The following is a 19160-nucleotide window of genomic DNA, read 5'->3' as shown; positions in this document are numbered from 1 at the left end:
GTCGAGGTATACGGAGCCGGAGCCGCCCGGTGCCCCTCCGTGCCGTGCTGCCCGGCCCCCCGCAGGGAGAGGCACCCGCCGCATCATGAACGTTCGCCGCAGCGCAGCTGCCCTGGCCGTGGCCGTCGTCGCCCTCGGCACCGCCGCCGCCCCGGCCGCCTTCGCCGACGACGCCTCGCCGTCGCCCAAGGGCAGCCCGCTCCCCTCCGGCCTGTACGGCAAGAAGGACCCGCAGTTCGACGGCGTGTTCCGGCAGTCGTACGCGATGCTCGCGCAGAAGACGGTGGGGGTCACCCCGGCCGCGAAGGCCGTGGACTGGCTCACCGGCCAGCAGTGCGCGAGCGGCGGCTTCGCGGCGTACCGGGCGGACGCGAGCGAGCCCTGCAACTCCAAGACGCAGGTCGACTCGAACTCCACCGCCGCCGCGATCCAGGCGCTGCACGCCCTCGGCAACGAGTCGACCACGGTGAAGAAGAGCCTGGACTGGCTGAAGTCCGTGCAGAACCAGGACGGCGGCTGGGGCTACAACCCGGGCCTGCCCAGCGACGCCAACTCCACCGGCATCGTCGTCGGCGCCTTCGCCGCCGTCGGTGAGAAGCCCGCCTCCGTGAAGTCCCAGAAGGGCAAGTCCCCGCTCGACGCGCTGACGAAGCTCGCCATGGACTGCGGCAAGGACGGCGGCGCCTTCGGCCTCGCCGACGCCAAGTCCGGCAAGCTCGCCCCGAACGCCGACGCGACCGCGGCCGGCGTGCTCGGCGCCCTCGGCCAGGGCCTGGTGCCCGCGAAGGGCAAGGAGACCGACGCGGCGCCGAAGTGCGCGAAGCCCGACACGGCCGAGCAGGCCGCCGACAACGGCACCGGCTACCTCCTGAAGACCCTCGCCGAGTCCGGCCACCTCACCTCCGCCATGCCCGGCTCCGAGGACCAGCCGGACGTCGGCAACACCGCCGACGCGGTGGTCGCGCTCGCCGCCGCGGGCCAGCAGGAGCAGGCGAAGAAGTCCGGCGAGTGGCTGTCGGAGAACTCCGCGGCCTGGGCCGAGGAGAACGGCCCCGCCGCCTACGCCCAACTGGTCTTCGCGGCCCTCGCCACGGGCATGGACGCACGCGACTTCGGCGGCGCCGACCTCGTCAAGCAGCTCAACGCACAGGGCCCGAAGCCGAAGGCGGTCAGCGAGGTCACGGTCGGGGCCGAGGAGAAGGACGAGGACAAGGACGACGACGGCTCCGGCGTCAGCGTCTGGTGGATCGTCGGCGTCGGCCTGGTCGCGGGCGCGGGCATCGGCTTCCTGCTCAGCGGCCGCAAGAAGAAGAACCAGCTGTGAGCCGGCGCCACCAGGGGCGCGGCCGCCTCACGGTGGCCGCCCTGCTCACCGCGCTGCTCTCCCTGCCCGCCGCGCTCCTCGCCGGGGGCCCCTCCCACGCCGCCGACTACCGCTACTGGTCTTTCTGGCAGCGCGGCGAGGGCAGCAGCGACGGCGCGTGGGTGTACGCGACGCAGGGGCCCTCCATCGCCCGGCCCGACGACGGTGACGTCGAGGGCTTCCGGTTCGCCGTGTCCGCCAACTCCGGCAGCGCCGCGAAGCCGCGCGGCGCCGCCGACTTCGACACGATCTGCGCGGACACACCCGCGAAGGACGGCCACAAGCGCCTCGCGCTCGTCATCGACTTCGGCACGCCGGACGACGCGCCGGGCGGCGAGCGGCCCCCGAAGCGGCGTACGGCATGCGCGCGGGTCGACTCCGACGCGACCAGCGCCGACGCGCTCGCCGCCGTCGCCAAGCCGCTGCGCTACAACAGCTCCGCGCTGCTGTGCGCCATCTCCGGCTATCCGGAGCGGGGGTGCGGCGAACAGGTCTCCGGCAAGGAGTCCGGGGGCAAGGGCGACAAGGGCGAGTCGGCCAAGGACAGTGGGTCCGGCGGGGACGACGGCGGTCCCTCCGTCGGCCTGCTCGCCGGGGTCGCGGCGATCGTCGCGCTCGGTGCCGCCGCCGGCTGGCAGGCCCGCCGCCGCCGTGGCTGACGCGGCCCCCGGCCGGCTCGCCCCGCGCCGGCGCCTCGCGCCGCAGGCGCACCGCTCCAACGCGCTGCACCCGGGCGCCTGGTGGCTGTGGGCGCTCGGCCTCGCCACGGCCGCGTCCCGCACCACCAACCCGCTCCTGATCGGGCTGCTCATCGGCGTCGCCGGGTACGTCGTCGCGGCCCGGCGCACGTCCGCGCCGTGGGCCCGCTCCTACGGCGCGTTCGTGAAGATCGCCCTCGTCGTCATCGGCATCCGGCTGGTCTTCGCGATCGTCCTCGGCTCGCCGATCCCCGGCACCCACCTCATCGTGACGCTGCCCGAGGTGCCGCTGCCGGAGTGGGCGCAGGGCGTGCGCATCGGCGGCCGGGTCACCGCGGAGGGCGTCCTCTTCGCGCTGTACGACGGGGTGCGCCTCGCGGGCCTGCTGATCTGCGTGGGCGCCGCCAACGCCCTCGCCAGCCCGGCCCGCCTCCTCAAGTCCCTTCCGGGGGCGCTGTACGAGGTCGGGGTGGCCGTCGTCGTCGCGATGACGTTCGCGCCGAACCTGATCGCCGACGTCCAGCGCCTGCGCGCCGCGCGCCGCCTGCGGGGACGCCCGGACAAGGGCGTACGAGGACTGCTCCAGGTCGGCCTGCCCGTCCTGGAGGGCGCCCTTGAGCGCTCCGTCGCGCTGGCCGCGGCGATGGACGCGCGCGGCTTCGGCCGCACCGCCGCCGTGCCCGCGCGGGTGCGCGGGACGACGGCGGTCCTGACGCTCGGCGGTCTCATGGGGGTCTGCGCGGGGACGTACGGGCTGCTCACCGCGGACGGCTCGACGTACGGCCTGCCGGTTCTCGCCGTCGGGCTCGGTGCCGCGCTGGGCGGGCTGTGGCTCGGCGGGCGGCGCTCGGTGCGCACGCGCTACCGGCCGGACCGGTGGGGGGTGCGGGCCTGGCTGGTCGCCGGGTCCGGCGCCGCGGTCGCCGCCCTGATGATCGCCGCGAACTCGGCCGCCGGGAACGCCCTGCACCCCGGGGTGGTCCCGCTGGTCGCCCCCACCCTGCCGCTGCTGCCCGCGGCGGCCGTCCTGATCGGCCTGCTCCCGGCGTTCGTGGCGCCGGTGCCCCCGCCCGCCGAGGCGCCCGTGTCCGCCCGCGCCGCCGCTCGTACCGCCCGCTCCACCCGCGCCGCCGAGGAGAAGACCTCATGACCATGATCCGGTTCGAGGACGTCTCCGTGCGGTACGAGGGTGCCGCGGGGCCCACCGTCCAGGGCGTCGACCTGGACGTGCCCGAGGGCGAGCTGGTGCTGCTCGTCGGCCCCTCCGGTGTCGGCAAGTCGACCCTGCTCGGCACGGTCAGCGGCCTCGTCCCGCACTTCACCGGCGGCACCCTGCGCGGCCGCGTGACCGTCGCGGGCCGCGACACCCGCACCCACAAGCCCCGCGAACTGGCCGACGTGGTCGGCACGGTGGGCCAGGACCCGCTCGCCCACTTCGTCACCGACACCGTCGAGGACGAGCTCGCGTACGGCATGGAGTCCCTCGGCCTCGCCCCCGACGTGATGCGCCGCCGCGTCGAGGAGACCCTGGACCTGCTCGGCCTCGCCGACCTGCGCGACCGCCCCATCACCACCCTCTCCGGCGGCCAGCAGCAGCGGGTCGCGATCGGCTCCGTCCTCACCCCGCACCCCCGCGTCCTCGTCCTCGACGAACCGACGTCGGCCCTCGACCCGGCCGCCGCGGAGGAGGTCCTCGCCGTCCTGCAGCGCCTCGTCCACGACCTCGGCATCACCGTCCTGATGGCCGAGCACCGCCTGGAACGCGTCGTGCAGTACGCCGACCAGGTCCTCCTCCTCGCCGCCCCCGGCGAGCCCCCGCTCCTCGGCGACCCGGCCGAGGTGATGGCCGTCTCCCCCGTGTTCCCGCCGGTGGTGGCCCTGGGGCGGCTCGCCGGGGTGTCCCCGTTGCCGCTGACGGTGCGGGACGCGCGGCGGCGGACCGGGGGGTTGCGGGAGCGGCTGGCGGCGGCGGGGGCTGGTGGGGCGGGCGCCGCGAGGGCGGGTGCCGGTCGGCTCGATGGGCCGGGCGCCGCGAGGGCCGGGGCCGGGACGTTCGATGCCGGTCGGCCCGAGCGCGGGAAGCCCGGGGCCGGGAAGCCCGGGGAGGCCGCACCGGCCGGTGCGCCCGCCGCGCGGGTCGGGGGGCTCGGCGTGCGCCGGGGCCGGATCGAGGCGCTGCGCAGGGTCGACTTCGACGTCTCCCCCGGTGAGACCGTCGCCCTGATGGGCCGCAACGGCGCGGGCAAGTCCACCCTCCTGTCCACCCTGGTCGGCCTGCTGCCGCCGACCTCGGGGACCGTGCGGGTGGGCGGCTCCGCTCCGCACCGCATGCCGCCGCGCGAACTGATCCGGCACGTCGGCCTCGTACCGCAGGAGCCGCGCGATCTGCTGTACGCGGACACGGTCGCGGCCGAGTGCGCCGCGGCCGACCGCGACGCGGACGCGGCGCCCGGCACCTGCCGGGCCCTGGTGGCCGAGCTGGTCCCCGGGATCGCGGACGACACGCACCCGCGCGACCTGTCCGAGGGCCAGCGCCTGGCCCTCGCCCTCGCGATCGTCCTGACCGCGCGCCCGCCCCTGCTCCTGCTCGACGAGCCGACCCGCGGCCTGGACTACGCGGCCAAGGCCCGCCTGGTCACGATCCTGCGCGACCTCGCGGCCCGCGGCCACGCGATCGTCCTGGCCACGCACGACGTGGAACTGGCGGCCGAGCTTGCCCACCGGGTGGTGATCCTCGCCGACGGCGACGTGGTGGCCGACGGCGCCACGGCGGACGTCGTGGTGTCGTCCCCGTCGTTCGCCCCCCAGGTGACGAAGGTGCTCGCGCCGCAGCCGTGGCTGACGGTGACGCAGGTACGGGAAGCCCTGGAGGCGACCGATGAGTAGCGGGCAGGTGCGTCCCGTGCGGCTGGGGCGCCGGTCCATCGCCGCGCTGGCCCTGGTGAGCGCCGTCGGAGTCGTCGCCTTCGGGTGGCCCCTGCTCGCCGGGGCGGACTCGGGTCTCAGCGCGCACGCGAAGGACGCCCCGTGGCTGTTCGCCGCGCTCCTTCCGCTCCTGCTCGGCGTGGTCGTGGCGACGATCGCCGACGTCGGCCTGGACGCGAAGGCGATCGCGATGCTGGGCGTGCTCGCCGCGGCCGGGGCGGCCCTGCGGCCGCTGGGGGCGGGGACGGCCGGGATCGAGCCGATGTTCTTCCTGATGGTGCTGAGCGGGCGGGTCCTCGGGCCGGGGTTCGGCTTCGTGCTGGGCGCGGTGTCGATGTTCGCGTCGGCGCTGCTCACGGGCGGCGTGGGCCCGTGGATGCCGTTCCAGATGCTGGCCATGGGGTGGGTGTGCATGGGGGCGGGGCTGCTGCCCGGGCCCGACACGCTGCGCGGACGGGGCGAGCTGTACGTCCTCGGGGCGTACGGAGCGGTGTCCTCCGTCCTCTACGGCACCGTGATGAACCTCCAGGGCTGGCCCTATATCGGCGGCCTCGCCACCGGCGTCTCCTTCGTCCCCGGCGACCCGGTCGGCGAGAACCTCGCCCGTTTCGTCGCGTACTGCCTGGCCACGTCGCTCGGCTGGGACCTGCCGCGCGCCGTCGTCACGGTCGTCCTCAGCGTCACGCTCGGCCCGGCCGTCCTGAAGGCGCTGCGCCGGGCCACCCGGCGGGCCGCGTTCGAGACGCCGGTCACATTCGAGCCCTCACAGCGGTGAACGGTCTTGCGCGTTCTGTGATGAAACGGGTGGGTGGCGGGTGAGGCGGCCCACAGGACTTTGGTCCTCTACTACCGGGGCTAGCACCCGCCCACCCTTGCCATGTCCGCGCCAATCCTGGCTCTGACCTGCGGATTGAGAGCCAGATCACACGAGGGCCCTCCGGCGCGGGTGCGAGTGCCACTAGTAAGAGGGGTCATTGCGGCGGCGTAACAGCCCTGCTTCTCTGGATGAGTCGCACGGCGCCGACGAGCCCACCCGGGCCGCGGCGCCGAGGCATTCCCCCCACGGTCCGCGTGACCACGGTGTGCCCGCGACCGCCCTGTTCCCCACCGGAAGGTCCTCTGTGTCCGTCTCGCTCCTCCGCCGCATCGCTTCCCCGAAGAAGGCCCTCGCCGCCGGCGCCGTCACGGCTGCCGCCACCGGCATGGTCTTCGCTGCGGCCCCCGCCCAGGCCGCTCCGGCGGCCGCGACCTCCGACTCGGCCAAGGCCGTGGCTCAGCGGATGATCACTGACGACGCGCAGTTCCAGTGCTTCGACCGCATCGTCTCCCACGAGAGCGGTTGGGACGTCAACGCCAAGAACGCCTCCTCCGGCGCGTACGGCCTGGTCCAGGCCCTGCCCGGCTCGAAGATGGCCTCCGCGGGCGCCGACTGGCAGACCAACCCCGAGACCCAGATCAAGTGGGGCCACGCGTACATGAAGGACCGCTACGGCAGCCCGTGCGGCGCGTGGAGCCACTGGCAGGCGAACGGCTGGTACTGAGCCTGGCCCCTGGGCCTTGACCGGTGAAAGAGGGCGGCACCCCCGACGGGGTGCCGCCCTCTTTTCGCACTCCGCGCTCGTCCCACCCGAAGGGGGCACCCGCCCCCGGGTCCAGGGGCGAAGCCCATGGTTTCGGGAAAGGGGCGGGACCGGGGAAAGCCCCGCAGGGCCTACAACCGCTGCAGAATCGTCGCCGTGGCCACCGCGCCCCCCGCACACATGCACACCAACGCGAACTCCTTGTCCGCCCGCTCCAGCTCATGGAGGGCGGTGGTGAGCAACCGCGCCCCGGTCGCCCCGACCGGATGCCCGAGGGCGATCGCCCCACCGTTGACGTTCACCTTCTCCAGGTCCTGCCCGAAGACCTGCGCCCAGCTCAGCACGACCGAGGCGAACGCCTCGTTGATCTCGACCAGGTCGATGTCCTTCAGGGACATCCCCGCCTTGCCGAGCACGGCTCGCGTGGCGTCGATGGGCCCGTCGAGGTGGAAGTGCGGATCGGCCCCGACGAGCGCCTGAGCGACCACCCGGGCCCGCGGCCGCAACCGCAGCGCCCGGGCCATCCGCTTGGAGGTCCACAGGAGGGCCGCAGCCCCGTCGGAGATCTGGGAGGAGTTCCCCGCGGTGTGCACGGCGGTGGGCATGACGGGCTTGAGCCGCCCGAGCGCGTCCATGGAGGTGTCGCGCAGCCCCTCGTCGCGGTCCACGAGCCGCCACATCCCCTGCCCGGCGGCCTGCTCGGCCTCGTTCGTGGGCACCTGCACGGCGAACGTCTCGCGCTTGAACCGCTCCTCGGCCCAGGCGACGCCCGCCCGCTCCTGCGAGATGAGCCCGAGGGAGTCGACGTTCTCCCGGCTGAGCCCCCGCTTGCGGGCGATCCGCTCGGCCGCCTCGAACTGGTTGGGCAGGTCGACGTTCCACTCGTCGGGGAACGGCTTGCCGGGCCCGTGCTTGGAGGCGGACCCGAGCGGCACCCGCGACATGGACTCGACCCCGCAGCTGATGCCGACGTCGATGACGCCGCCCGCGACCATGTTGGCGACGAGGTGCGAGGCCTGCTGGGACGAGCCGCACTGGCAGTTGACCGTCGTGGCCCCGGTCTCGTACGGCAGGCCCATCGTGAGCCACGCGGTGCGCGTCGGGTTCGCGGACTGCTCGCCCGCCTGGGTGACCGCGCCGCCGACGATCTGCTCGACGCAGTCGGCGGGGATGCCGGTGCGGCCGAGGAGTTCGCGGTAGGTCTCGCCCAGGAGGTAGGCGGGATGGAGGTTGGCGAGCGCGCCCCCGCGCTTGCCGATCGGCGTGCGTACGGCTTCGACGATCACAGGTTCAGCGGCCACAGACTCGTCCTCTCCTCCACAGCCCACGGGGCATCCCGGTATCCCGCACGCGATAACTAGTACGCGTTCTAGTTATCCCACCAGTCTGCTGAGCCCGACCCCACCCCCGCAAGGGTCGTGCACGCACCGCCCGTTCGACTGGAGCCGCAAGGGATCCCGTCATGGGCCTTGCGACTTGTAGAACCCGTTATTACGTTGCGACGCATCTCCTGATGGACCGTCAGACAACGCGACCGCACCCGAGCACCACGCAGCACCACGCAGTACACCGCAGCACGCCCCCGCACCATCCGGCTCCACAGCATCCGCAGTCACGCACGTCCGAAGCACCTGGAGTTGCCGATGCCCTGTCCAGCGCTGCCCGACGGGTTCGACTTCACCGATCCCGATGTGCTCCAAGACCGCGTGCCCTTCCCGGAGTTCGCGCGGCTAAGGCAGTCGGAGCCGGTGCGCTGGATCGCCCAGCGGCCCGGCGTCGCCGGTTTCGGGGACGCGGGGTACTGGGCGGTGACCCGGCACGCCGACGTCAAGTACGTCTCCACGCACCCGGAGTTGTTCTCCTCGAACCTCAACACGGCGGTCATCCGCTTCAACGAGTCGATCAGCCGCGACCAGATCGAGGTCCAGAAGCTGATCATGCTCAACATGGACCCGCCCGAGCACACCCGGGTGCGCCAGATCGTGCAGCGCGGGTTCACCCCGCGCGCCATCCGCTCCCTGGAGGACGCGCTGCGCAGCCGCGCGCACCGCATCGTCGCCTCCGCCCTGGAGAACGCCGCCGACGACGGCTCGTTCGACTTCGTCACCCAGGTCGCGGTCGAGCTCCCGCTGCAGGCCATCGCGGAGCTGATCGGCGTACCGCAGGAGGACCGCTCGAAGATCTTCGACTGGTCCAACAAGATGGCGGCGTACGACGATCCGGAGTACGCGATCACCGAGGAGGTCGGCGCCGAGGCCGCCATGGAGATCGTGTCGTACGCGATGAACCTGGCCGCCGCCCGCAAGGAGTGCCCTGCCAAGGACATCGTCAGCCGGCTCGTCGCGGCGGAGGACGAAGGGAACCTCTCCTCCGACGAGTTCGGGTTCTTCGTGATCCTGCTGGCCGTCGCGGGCAACGAGACCACCCGCAACGCCATCACGCACGGCATGCACGCCTTCCTCACCCACCCCGACCAGTGGGAGCTCTTCAAGCGCGAACGTCCGGCGACGACCGCCGAGGAGATCGTGCGCTGGGGCACGCCCGTGGTGTCCTTCCAGCGCACCGCCACCCAGGACACCGAGGTGGGCGGGGCCCGGATCAAGAAGGGCGACCGCGTCGGGATCTTCTACTCCTCCGCCAACCACGACCCCGAGGTCTTCGAGGACCCGGACGTCTTCAGGATCACGCGCGACCCGAACCCCCATCTCGGCTTCGGCGGCGGCGGCCCGCACTTCTGCCTGGGCAAATCCCTCGCCGTCCTGGAGATCGACCTGATCTTCCACGCCATCGCCGAGGCCATGCCCACGCTCCGCCTGGTCGGCGACCCCCGCCGGCTGCGCTCGGCCTGGCTCAACGGAGTCAAGGAACTCCAGGTCAGCACCCGCTGACCCCTGCTGACCGGAGGCAGGGGCACACCCCTACGCCCCGCCCCTGCCTCCGCCGCGCCCGCCCCGGCTTCCCCTCCCGTTTCCGTCCGGAAACGGGCCGAAGAAATCCGCCAAATGTTCACTTGATCGGCAATCACCGCCAACGTTTTCGTCGAACAGAGCGTCTTGGGAGGTGTACTTGAGCCCTCCGGCCCTCCACGACGGCGAACGGAAACGGTGACCGTGGTCTCTGCCGACCTCTCGATCCTCCCGACCGGCAGTGCGCCCACCGAACGGAAGAATCCCTTCCGCCGCGCCGTCCGCTCCTTCTACCGACGCCACCGCATCCCGGTCCTCGCCACCGTCCCCACCCTTCCCCTGTACGCGGTGTGGGCGGCGTTCCTCGCCACCGGCGGCGGCGACCTCGCCGCCCAGCAGGCCTGGGCCAGATTCGCCTCCGACCACGGCTCCGCGGCGTACGGCCTGTTCTGGTACGGCGGCATGCACACCGCCAACTACAGCCTGATATCGCCGTACTTGATGGCCGCGATCGGCGTGAAGACCGTCACCGTCCTGTCCGGCGTCGCGGGGGCCTGGCTGGTCGCCGTGCTCATCGAGCGCGCGGGCGTGCGCCGCCCGCTGTGGCCCGCGGTCCTCGCCTCCCTCGCCGTGTGGTGCAACGTCGCCTCCGGGCGCACCACGTTCGCCCTCGGTCTCGCCTTCGGGCTCGGCGCGGTCCTCGCGCTGCTGTGCGCGAAGCGCCTGGCGACCGCGGTGGCGTGCTCGGCGCTCGCCACCATGGCCTCCCCGGTGGCGGGCCTGTTCCTGCTGGTCGTGGGGGCGGGCTACTTCTTCGTACGGGACTGGGGGCGCGCCGCCGCGCTGCTCGCGCCGCCGGTCGTGGTGGTCGGCCTGACGACGCTGCTCTTCCCCTTCAAGGGCGAGCACCTGATGTGGGCGGACCGGATCTTCCCGCCGGTGTTCTTCAGCCTCGTCCTGGTGGTGGCGGGGCCCAGGGAGTGGCGGGTGCTGCGGTGGGGGGCGGGGGTGTACGCGGCGGGGACCGTCCTGACGTACCTCATCCCGTCGCCGATCGGCACGAACGTCGAGCGCCTCGCCGAACTCGTCGCGCCCGCCCTGCTGCTCGCGGCGCTGCTGACCCCCGCGCTGCCCGTGATGCGGCGGATGGCCCTGGTGACGGCCCTGGTCCTGTCGACGGCGTGGGTCGCGCAGAAGACGGCCGACGACCTGGAGGTGTCCACCGTCGTCCCGGCCTGGGCGACGGACACCCAGGGCGTCGTCCGCGAACTGAAGCGGCTCGGCGCGGACCGGGGCCGGGTCGAGGTGGTCCCGGCCCGCAACCACCGCGAGGCCACGGCGCTCGCGCCGTACGTGAACATGGCGCGCGGCTGGAACCGACAGCTCGACATCGAGCGCGGCCGCCTCTTCTACGACGGCTCGTTCTCCGCCACGACCTACCGCGCCTGGCTCGACAAGTGGGCGGTCGGCTTCGTCGTGCTGCCCTCGGGGCGGCCCGACGGGCCCGCGCTCGACGAGGCCGCGCTGGTCAGGAGCGGACCGAAGTGGCTCGAGCCGGTGTGGAAGGACGAGCACTGGCGGATCTTCCGCGTCCGCAACGCCGTTCCGATGGCGTCGGCGCCCGCCTCCGTGGTCCGCTCCAGCAGCACCGACGTGGTGGTGCGGGTGCCGGAGCGGGGCCCGGTGACCGTGCGGATCGTGTACTCGCCGTGGCTCCGGGCCGAGGGTGCGTGCCTGCGGCCTCACGGCGAGTTCACGGAGCTGACGGTGCGGACGCCCGGCACGTACCGGATCAGCTCGGGGTACGGTCGCTCTCCGCGTCCTTCGACGTGCTGACCGGGCCGTCCGGGGCAGCGGGGTCGTCGGGGTCGTCCCCCGCACCCGACGGCTCATCGGCACCGGCCTTCGCCTTCGCGGTCTTCGAGGCGGCGGCCTTCGAGGCGGCGGCCTTCGGCTTCGCGGCCTTCGCCTCGATGCCCTTCGGCTCCACGACCTCGGCTCCCGCGACCGCGGGCCGCAGCCCCTTGCCCAGGCCCTTCCCGAAGCCTTTGCCGAAGCCCTTCCCGAGCCCCGCCGTCCCGCTGGTGAGGACCTGCTTCACGCGCGGTCCCTGGAGCAGATAGGTCAGCCCGAACCCGGCGCCGACGACGGCCGCGCCGCCCACCGCGTCGAGGATCCAGTGGTTGCCGGTGCCCACGATCGCGCACACCGTGAAGAACGGGTGCAGCAGGCCGAGGGCCTTCATCCACCACTTGGGCGCGAGGATCGCGATGACCAGGCCGCACCACAGCGACCAGCCGAAGTGCAGCGAGGGCATCGCCGCGTACTGGTTGGTGAGCTTCGTCAGCGTGCCGTAGTCCGGCTGCGAGAAGTCCTGGACGCCGTGGATGGTGTCGATGAAGTTGAGGTCCTCCATCAGGCGCGGCGGCGCGAGCGGGTAGCCCCAGAAGCCGACGAGGGCGAGCAGCGTGGCGAAGCCGAGCGCGGAGCGCGCCCAGCGGTACTGGGCGGGGCGGCGCAGATACAGGATCGCGAGGACGCTCAGCGGCACCACGAAGTGGAACGACGTGTAGTAGAAGTTGAAGAAGCTCTCCATCCACGGCGTGCGCGCCGTCAGATGGTTGAACCAGTGCTCGATGTCGATGTGCAGGAACTGCTCGATGGAGTGGATCTGCTCGCCGTGCGTCTCGGCCCGCTCCCGGCCGCCCGAGATGGTGCCGCCGGTCGCGGCGAGCCGGGTCTGCTGGTACGCGGAGTAGCCGACGCGGATGAGGAGCAGTTCGAGGAGCAGGTTCGGGCGGGTCAGGACGCGCCGCCAGAACGGGAACAGCGGCACCCACTTCCAGCGCGCGGGGACGGGATCGGCGTACGAGGTGGGGATCGGCCGCTGGTACTCCGGAGCCGTCCGGGACAGGAACGGCACGATCAGCGCGGAGGCGAGCGCGGCGAGCAGGATGACGTTGTCTCGCAGCGGCTCCAGGATCGACATGTTCGGGAGCATCATCTTCGACGGCAGCGTCATCACCAGGACGACGGCGATCGGCCACACGTACCGGTCCGACGCCCGCTTGCCGACCCGGCCGACGACGGCGAGCAGCAGCCACAGGAGCTGGTGCTGCCAGCTGGTCGGGGACACGGCGATGGCGACGCAGCCGGTGAGCGCGACGGCGAGCAGGAGCTGTCCGTCGCGCGCGTACGTCACGGCCCGCCGCAGTCCGACGAAGGCGACGCCCGCGCTCAGGGCCAGGAAGAGCCCTATCTCGAGCGGTCCCTCCAGGCCGAGGCGGAGCAGGGCGCCGTGCAGCGACTGGTTGGCGTTGGCGTCCGGGTTGGCGCCGAGTCCCGCGCCCGCCAGGTGGTGGATCCAGTACGTCCACGAGTCGTGCGGCAGGGCCGCCCAGGCGACGGCGGTGGCGGCGGCGAAGGTGGCGCCCGTGGACAGGGCGGCCTTCCTGCGTCCGGTGAACCACAGCAGCGGCGCGAACAGGAGCACGGTGGGCTGCAGGGCCGCGGCGAGGCCGATGAGGACGCCGCTGGCCCGCTCCCCGCGCACGGCGAAGCAGCCGAGCAGCACGAGCAGGACGGGGATGATGCTGGTCTGGCCCAGGTGCAGGGTGTTGCGCACCGGCAGCGACAGCATGAGGAGGGAGATCGCGAGGGGGGCCGCGAGCAGCGAGGTGCGGCGCGAGATCGGCTGCGGCACCGCGCGGGCGGCGACCAGGCCGAGGACCACGACCAGGCCGAGGGTGCCGAAGGTCCAGGCCCAGCCGAGGGCGTCCTCGGCGAAGCGGGCGAACGGCTTGAGGACGAGTCCGGCGAAGGGGGTGCCGGTGAACTTGTCCGCGTCGTACAGCGAGCCCTTCACGTGCAGCACGCCGTTCGGCCCGACCCAGGTCTCCCAGTCGGTCAGGCGGTCGCCCTTGGGGGTGCGCAGGACGACGGCCACCTGCCGGACGGCGAGGACGGCGGCGATCAGCCAGAGGGCGACGCGGATTGCTCCGACGCGCCCCTCGGGTGTCCCGGATGCCCCCGCGCCCAAGGCATTCCCCGGTCCCCTGTGCTCAACATTCGCCACGCCCTGTCGGCCCTCCCGCCCCATCCGTCATCCTTGATCAAAGTGCCAGGAGATTCCTGATCTCACCCAAAGAGGCTCGCATGCCCCTGGGTGAGACGCGCGCAACCCCCGGTTCGCCTGGCAGCCACACCCGCTTTCTACCGGCTTTTGGGCGTCGGTGCCCAACCGCCCCGCTGCGGCCGTGCCGCCCGGTGGCCGCTACCCGAGCAGGCGGGAGGCCCGGTTCCCCCGGTTCCACGGGACTCATTCGGGCAGGGACGGCGGGAACCCCCCTGCCCGGTTCCCCCGCCCGGACGCGACATAGATCACATGGGACTCATGCCGCCCCCGCCGGAACTACCCCCGTTTGGCCTGAATACAGCACGATTGCGAACACTGTGCGATCACTCCCCCACCCCCCGTAATGATGGTTGCTGCACCTAAGGTCACCGGGTCCTTGTCGTCCACGAAAGGCAGGCGAGCGAGCCCTTGCCGACCGCGCAACACGTCGGACCCCGCACCCCCGCGGCCCCCTCCCCCACCGGCTGCGGCCCCGCCCGCGCGGCGGCGCCGCAGGACCCCGCCGCGGGCGCCACCGTGACCGACCCGGCGCTGGTCAAGCGCGCCGTGAAGGCGGCCGCGCTCGGCAACGCGATGGAGTGGTTCGACTTCGGCGTCTACAGCTACATCGCGGTGACGCTCGGCAAGGTCTTCTTCCCCTCCGGCAACCCCACGGCCCAGCTCCTGTCGACCTTCGGCGCCTTCGCCGCGGCCTTCCTGATCCGTCCGCTCGGCGGCATGGTCTTCGGACCGCTCGGCGACCGCGTGGGCCGCCAGAAGGTCCTCGCCCTCACCATGATCATGATGGCGGCGGGCACGTTCGCGATCGGCCTGATCCCGTCGTACGCCGCCATCGGCGTGTGGGCGCCGGTCCTGCTCCTGGCCGCCCGGCTGGTGCAGGGCTTCTCCACGGGCGGCGAGTACGCGGGTGCCGCCACCTTCATCGCCGAGTACGCGCCCGACAAGAAGCGGGGCTTCCTCGGCAGCTGGCTGGAGTTCGGCACCCTCGCCGGCTACATCGGCGGCGCGGGCCTCGTGACCCTGATGACGGCGCTGCTCTCCAGCGACGACCTGCAGTCGTGGGGCTGGCGCGTCCCGTTCCTGATCGCCGGGCCCATGGGCCTCATCGGCCTCTACCTGCGGATGCGCCTGGAGGAGACCCCGGCGTTCGCCGCGCAGCTGGCCAAGGCCCACGAGGACGAGCAGTCCCGGCCCGAGGTCCGGCTCCGGGAGCTGGTGACCGGACAGTGGCGGGCCCTGCTCCTGTGCGTCGGCCTGGTCCTGGTCTTCAACGTCACCGACTACATGCTCCTGTCGTACATGCCGACCTACCTCACCGGCGAGCTGGAGTACGACGAGACGCACGGGCTGCTCGTCGTGCTCGTCGTCATGGCCCTGATGATGTGCGCCCAGCCGTTCGTCGGCGCCCTCACGGACCGCGTCGGCCGCCGCCCGGTCATCGCCGCGGGCTGCGCGGGCTTCCTGGTGCTCTCCGTCCCCGCCCTGCTCCTGATCCGCAACGGCTCCCTGTGGGCCATCGGGCTCGGCATGGCGGCGCTCGGGCTGCTCCTGGTCTGCTTCACCGCGTCCATGCCGGCCACTCTCCCCGCCCTCTTTCCCACCCCCGTGCGCTACGGGTCCCTCTCCATCGGCTTCAACGTCTCCGTCTCGGTCTTCGGCGGGACGACGCCGCTGGTCGTCACGGCCCTGATCGGGGCCACGGGGGACGTGATGATGCCCGCGTACTACATGATGGCCGCGGCGGTGATCGGCGGCGTCGCCGTCTGGTACCTCAAGGAATCGGCGGGCCGTCCTCTCCCGGGCTCACCCCCGGCGCTGGAGCCCCGGCCCGACCACGTCTGAGCCTGGGCCCGGCTCTGCCCCTGCCCCTGCCCCCGAACCGGCCACCGAACGGACCGGTCGCTCACTGGGGTCGACTTCCCGAACAGGGGGGGCCGAGCAGACGGTGCCGCCCGCCGTGGCCGAACGGACCGTGGGGGCGGGCGGGTGGGAAAAAGCCCGTCCGGCGCTTGAGGACGAGGCGCGGAGCGCCGATCCGGGGGCGGGCCGTCCCACGGCGACGGGAGACCCACCCCCGGGGTCCAGGGGCGGAGCCCCGGTTTCGGGATGGGGCGGGGTTGGGGAATGCTCAGCGCAGCGCTGCCCGACCCCAAGGAGCCCACCCGCATGCCCCACAACGCCACCACCTGGGACACCGTCGACCACTACTTCACCGACCTCCTCACCCCCGCCGACCCCGCCCTGACCTCCGCACTCCAGGACAGCGAAGCGGCCGGCCTGCCGGCCATCGCCGTCGCCCCCAACCAGGGCAAACTCCTCCACCTCCTGGCCCAGCTCCAGGGCGCCCACCGCATCCTGGAGATCGGCACCCTGGGCGGCTACAGCACGATCTGGCTGGCCCGCGCCCTCCCCGCCGACGGCCACCTGATCACCCTGGAGTACAAGCCGGAGCACGCCGAGGTGGCCCGCGCCAACCTCGCCCGCGCCGGCCTCGACAAGATCACCGAGATCCGCACGGGCCCGGCCCTGACCTCACTGGCCGCCCTGCACGACGAGGACTCCGCCCCCTTCGACCTGGTCTTCATCGACGCGGACAAGGCCAACAACGCCAACTACCTGGAGTGGTCCCTCAAGCTGACCCGCCCGGGCAGCGTGATCATCATCGACAACGTCGTACGCGGCGGCGCCGTCACCGACGACGCCAGCGAGGACCCGAGCGTCCGCGGCACCCGCGCCGCCCTGGCCCTCATCGCGAGCCACCCGAAGCTGGACGGCACGGCGGTGCAGACGGTCGGCACGAAGGGCTACGACGGCTTCGCGCTGGCCCGCGTACTGGACTGAGCCCGGCGGGCCGCTCAGCCCTCGTGGCCGCTCAATCCTCGTGGAAGAAGCCCACGTTGACGCTGCGCGGCCCCGACCGGTCCTGCACGACGACCTCACCGGAGCCGCCCCGGGGCAACGGCGTCGTCCCTCCGTACGCGAGGGACACCGCCGTTCCCCCGGCCAGGATCCGCACCTCCGACGCCGGGTCGGGCTGGGAGCCGCGCACCCACGTCACCGTCCACGCGCCGTCGATGCGGCAGCGGAACTCCAGGTGCGTACGGGAGACGAACAGCCAGTCCTGCGGCGGCGCGAGCCGGCACACGGTGCGGTCGCGCCCCACGCGGAGCACCGCGCCGGGCTCGCTCGGCTCCTCCGCGAGCAGCATCCCCGCGGTCGCTCCCGCGTCCTCGTCCGACGCCCCCGACACCATCGCCATGGTGAGTTCAAGCACCTGGGTACCCCCTGACCCGAAGTCCGGACAACCGGCCGCATCCTAGCCCCGCGGGGCGGCGGGCCCGTGGCTCCGCGCCGCCGGGACCCTCTGCCACCATGGTCGTATGACTGAACGGAAGCCACCGGGAGTCAACTTCGAGTCCTGGGTCGACAAGCAGATCCGCGAGGCGGAGGAGCGGGGCGACTTCGCGGCCCTGCCCGGCCGCGGCAAGCCCCTGCCGGAGGATCCCGGCGCGGCGTACGACGAACTGTGGTGGGTCAAGCGGAAGCTGGCCCGCGAGGGCATGGGCGCGCTCTCCCCGACCCTGGCCCTCCGCAAGGAGGCCGAGGACGTCCTCGCGGCCGCCGCCGGGGCGCCCTCGGAGTCCATGGCCCGCCGCCTGGTCACCGACCTCAACGACAAGATCCGCGAGGCCCTGCGCACCCCGCCCCCGGGGCCACCGCTCGGCCTGCGCCCCTTCGACGTGGACGAGGTCGCCCGGGACTGGCGGGAGCGGCACGGGACCTGAGGCCCGCGAGGCATCACCGGGGCCGTCGTCGCGTCCGCGCGGGCGTGCGCGACGATGGTGCCCATGAGCATCGTGAAGATCAACGTCCTGACCGTGCCCGCCGAACAGCGCGAGGTCCTGGAGCGCCGGTTCGCCTCCCGCGCGGGAGCCGTCGAGAGCTCGGACGGCTTCGAGTGGTTCGAGCTGCTCCGCCCCGTCGAGGGCACCGACCAGTACCTCGTGTACACGCGGTGGCGCGACGAGGCGGCCTTCCAGGCATGGATGGAGGGCCCGATGAAGGCGGCGCACCAGGGCGGGGGTGAGCGCCCCAAGCCCGCCGCGAGCGGGTCCTCGGTGTGGTCGTTCGAGGTCGTGCAGCAGGCGGCACCCAAGAACGCGTAGGCCGCACGGCGGCAGCCTGCTGCCCCGGGTTCGTGATGTGGCCCCGTACCCAGTACCCCCATGGCTGGGTACGGAGGCACATCACGTCTTCTCGTGGTCGCCGAGCCGGGCGTCGAGGAGGGGCAAGGCCGACGGCTCCGCGGATCCGGATCTATCATGGAACGGGGAGCTGTCCCCAGGAGATCCGATGAAGAACCGAGCGATCACCGCAGTGATTTCGGCGGCACTCGGGCTGATCCTGGCCGCATCCGGCAGCACCGCCCTCGCCCTGTCGGGTATGCCGACCGCATCGGCCCAGGCGCCGCGCCCGGCGCCCACAGCGACGTACGACGACCTGACCGCACGTGAATGGGCGCTGATCGCCAAGGATCCCGACGCGCACGTCGGCGAGCGCTACGTCGTGTACGGGGTGGTCACGCAGGCCGACGCGGTGACGGGTGCCGAGCTTCTCCGCGCCGATGTCGATGGAATCCGGCACACCTATGCCTACGAATATCCGACCAACACCGTGCTGACCGGAGACGCGAAGGCGTTCGCGGACGTAGTGGCGGATGACGTCTTCGTGGCAAAGGTCGAAGTGCTCGGAACGATCACATACGAGACTCAGCTCGGCGGGGAGACGACCGTTCCGTCGCTGCAGGTGGATTCAATTACGGTGACGCCCCCTACACCGAGCTGACATGATCGATTCCTTCCGGGGTGCCGTTCGCTGCAGGGGAGGTGAAGAACGGCGCGCCTACCTGGACCTAGAAGGACGGTGAGTCGCAGTGCGTAGTCACAGACCTGCTGTGTCGGCTGGACGGAGCGTCCGTTGACGTCCTGGACCGTGGCCCCCGAGCCCGTCGACTCGGCGACGGCCGTCGCGCTGTGGCGCGCGTACTACACCGAGGTCAGCGACCGGTGGTACGAGCTGCACGAGGGGCGCTCCACGGACCCCGCCGAGCTGGAGCGCGAGATCGCCGCGGACACCGGCGCGGGGCTCGTGCCGCCCGCCGGTGTCCTGCTCCTCGCCCGCTACGACGGCGAGCCCGCGGGCACGGCCGGGGTACGCCTCCTCGACGCCGCCACCGCCGAACTCACCCGCGTCTTCGTGGCCCCCGGCCTCCGCGGCAAGGGCGGCGGCCCCGTCCTCCTGACCGCCGCCGAGGAGGCCGCCCGCGGCCTCGGCGCCGCCCGAGTCGTCCTCGACACCCGCAACGACCTGGTCGAGGCGCGCGCGCTGTACGCGCGGCACGGCTACGAGGAGGGCGCGCCCCACAACTCCGCCCTCTACGCGGACCATTGGTTCCACAAGCCCCTCCACCCCCGAACCATGTGACCGCACCGCCGCGACGCGGCGGCTCCCCGCCCCCCCCGCCCGCCCCAGCGGCCACCCGAGGACAACCGC

At 72.8% G+C, this 19160-nt stretch carries 17 protein-coding genes; 14 read left to right on the top strand and 3 right to left on the bottom strand.

The genetic code is table 11. The features are described from left to right. The first annotated feature begins 85 nt into the window (after window positions 1–85). From QUY26_RS28350 to QUY26_RS28325, 6 genes are all read left to right on the top strand, one after another. Window positions 86–1324: a prenyltransferase/squalene oxidase repeat-containing protein gene (locus tag QUY26_RS28350; RefSeq protein WP_289951487.1), complete on the top strand. Its 1239-nt coding sequence runs from the start codon at window positions 86–88 to the stop codon at window positions 1322–1324. After that, complete coding sequence (locus QUY26_RS28345; protein WP_289951484.1) at window positions 1321–2022, top strand: SCO2322 family protein; 702 nt, start codon at window positions 1321–1323, stop codon at window positions 2020–2022. Before QUY26_RS28350 ends, QUY26_RS28345 begins: the two co-directional genes overlap by 4 nt. After that, complete coding sequence (locus tag QUY26_RS28340) at window positions 2015–3211, top strand: energy-coupling factor transporter transmembrane component T (protein WP_289951482.1); 1197 nt, start codon at window positions 2015–2017, stop codon at window positions 3209–3211. Before QUY26_RS28345 ends, QUY26_RS28340 begins: the two co-directional genes overlap by 8 nt. Before the next feature lie 2 nt (window positions 3212–3213). Further along, complete coding sequence (locus QUY26_RS28335; protein WP_289956126.1) at window positions 3214–4947, top strand: ABC transporter ATP-binding protein; 1734 nt, start codon at window positions 3214–3216, stop codon at window positions 4945–4947. After that, window positions 4940–5761 (top strand): ECF transporter S component, encoded by an 822-nt coding sequence (locus tag QUY26_RS28330; protein ID WP_289951481.1) that lies wholly within the window; start codon window positions 4940–4942, stop codon window positions 5759–5761. The genes QUY26_RS28335 and QUY26_RS28330 overlap by 8 nt, the downstream gene beginning before the upstream one ends. A 346-nt stretch (window positions 5762–6107) precedes the next feature. Continuing rightward, window positions 6108–6527 carry a transglycosylase SLT domain-containing protein gene (locus tag QUY26_RS28325; protein WP_289951479.1) on the top strand — a complete coding sequence of 140 codons (420 nt, stop codon included), beginning with the start codon at window positions 6108–6110 and terminating at the stop codon, window positions 6525–6527. A 170-nt stretch (window positions 6528–6697) separates the two neighbouring features. Here the strand turns inward: QUY26_RS28325 and QUY26_RS28320 are convergent, their stop codons facing one another. Further along, window positions 6698–7867 (bottom strand): steroid 3-ketoacyl-CoA thiolase, encoded by a 1170-nt coding sequence (locus QUY26_RS28320; protein ID WP_289951477.1) that lies wholly within the window; start codon window positions 7865–7867, stop codon window positions 6698–6700. 342 nt (window positions 7868–8209) lie between these two features. Between QUY26_RS28320 and QUY26_RS28315 the strand changes: the two genes are divergently transcribed. Then, on the top strand, window positions 8210–9454 hold the full coding sequence (locus tag QUY26_RS28315) for a cytochrome P450 (RefSeq protein WP_289951474.1): 1245 nt from the start codon (window positions 8210–8212) through the stop codon (window positions 9452–9454). Between the two features lie 222 nt (window positions 9455–9676). Beyond that, window positions 9677–11308, top strand: a complete 1632-nt coding sequence (locus QUY26_RS28310; protein ID WP_436840421.1) for a hypothetical protein — start codon at window positions 9677–9679, stop codon at window positions 11306–11308. Here the strand turns inward: QUY26_RS28310 and QUY26_RS28305 are convergent. After that, complete coding sequence (locus tag QUY26_RS28305; protein ID WP_289951471.1) at window positions 11265–13547, bottom strand: bifunctional glycosyltransferase 87/phosphatase PAP2 family protein; 2283 nt, start codon at window positions 13545–13547, stop codon at window positions 11265–11267. The two genes, QUY26_RS28310 and QUY26_RS28305, sit on opposite strands and share 44 nt — an antisense overlap. A 468-nt stretch (window positions 13548–14015) precedes the next feature. On the opposite strand from QUY26_RS28305, the gene proP reads away from it, so the two are divergent. Together proP and QUY26_RS28295 are read left to right on the top strand one after the other, a co-directional pair. Next, entirely contained in the window at window positions 14016–15449 is a 1434-nt protein-coding gene (gene proP, locus QUY26_RS28300; RefSeq protein WP_289951469.1) for a glycine betaine/L-proline transporter ProP, read from the top strand. 324 nt (window positions 15450–15773) lie between these two features. After that, window positions 15774–16448: an O-methyltransferase gene (locus QUY26_RS28295; RefSeq protein ID WP_289956124.1), complete on the top strand. Its 675-nt coding sequence runs from the start codon at window positions 15774–15776 to the stop codon at window positions 16446–16448. A gap of 31 nt (window positions 16449–16479) precedes the next feature. Here QUY26_RS28295 and QUY26_RS28290 read toward each other — a convergent pair whose 3' ends face one another. Beyond that, on the bottom strand, window positions 16480–16881 hold the full coding sequence (locus QUY26_RS28290; RefSeq protein ID WP_289951467.1) for a hypothetical protein: 402 nt from the start codon (window positions 16879–16881) through the stop codon (window positions 16480–16482). 106 nt (window positions 16882–16987) lie between these two features. Here QUY26_RS28290 and QUY26_RS28285 point away from each other — a divergent pair, with 106 nt between their 5' ends. The 4 genes from QUY26_RS28285 (at window position 16988) to QUY26_RS28270 (ending at window position 19091) form a co-directional block, all read left to right on the top strand. Continuing rightward, window positions 16988–17392: a DUF1992 domain-containing protein gene (locus QUY26_RS28285; RefSeq protein ID WP_289951466.1), complete on the top strand. Its 405-nt coding sequence runs from the start codon at window positions 16988–16990 to the stop codon at window positions 17390–17392. A gap of 63 nt (window positions 17393–17455) precedes the next feature. Next, window positions 17456–17773: an antibiotic biosynthesis monooxygenase family protein gene (locus QUY26_RS28280; protein WP_289951465.1), complete on the top strand. Its 318-nt coding sequence runs from the start codon at window positions 17456–17458 to the stop codon at window positions 17771–17773. A gap of 187 nt (window positions 17774–17960) precedes the next feature. Then, a complete protein-coding gene (locus QUY26_RS28275) occupies window positions 17961–18452 on the top strand; it encodes a hypothetical protein (protein ID WP_289951464.1) in 492 nt (163 codons plus the stop codon). 132 nt (window positions 18453–18584) lie between these two features. Further along, complete coding sequence (locus QUY26_RS28270) at window positions 18585–19091, top strand: GNAT family N-acetyltransferase (RefSeq protein WP_289951462.1); 507 nt, start codon at window positions 18585–18587, stop codon at window positions 19089–19091. The last annotated feature ends 69 nt before the right edge of the window (window positions 19092–19160 follow it).

Origin of the sequence: Streptomyces flavofungini, from assembly GCF_030388665.1 — a bacterium.
In the GTDB taxonomy this organism is placed as follows: Bacteria; Actinomycetota; Actinomycetes; order Streptomycetales; family Streptomycetaceae; genus Streptomyces; species Streptomyces flavofungini_A.
Note: the sequence above shows the minus strand (reverse complement) of the source record. Positions and strands in the feature narration are given on the sequence as shown.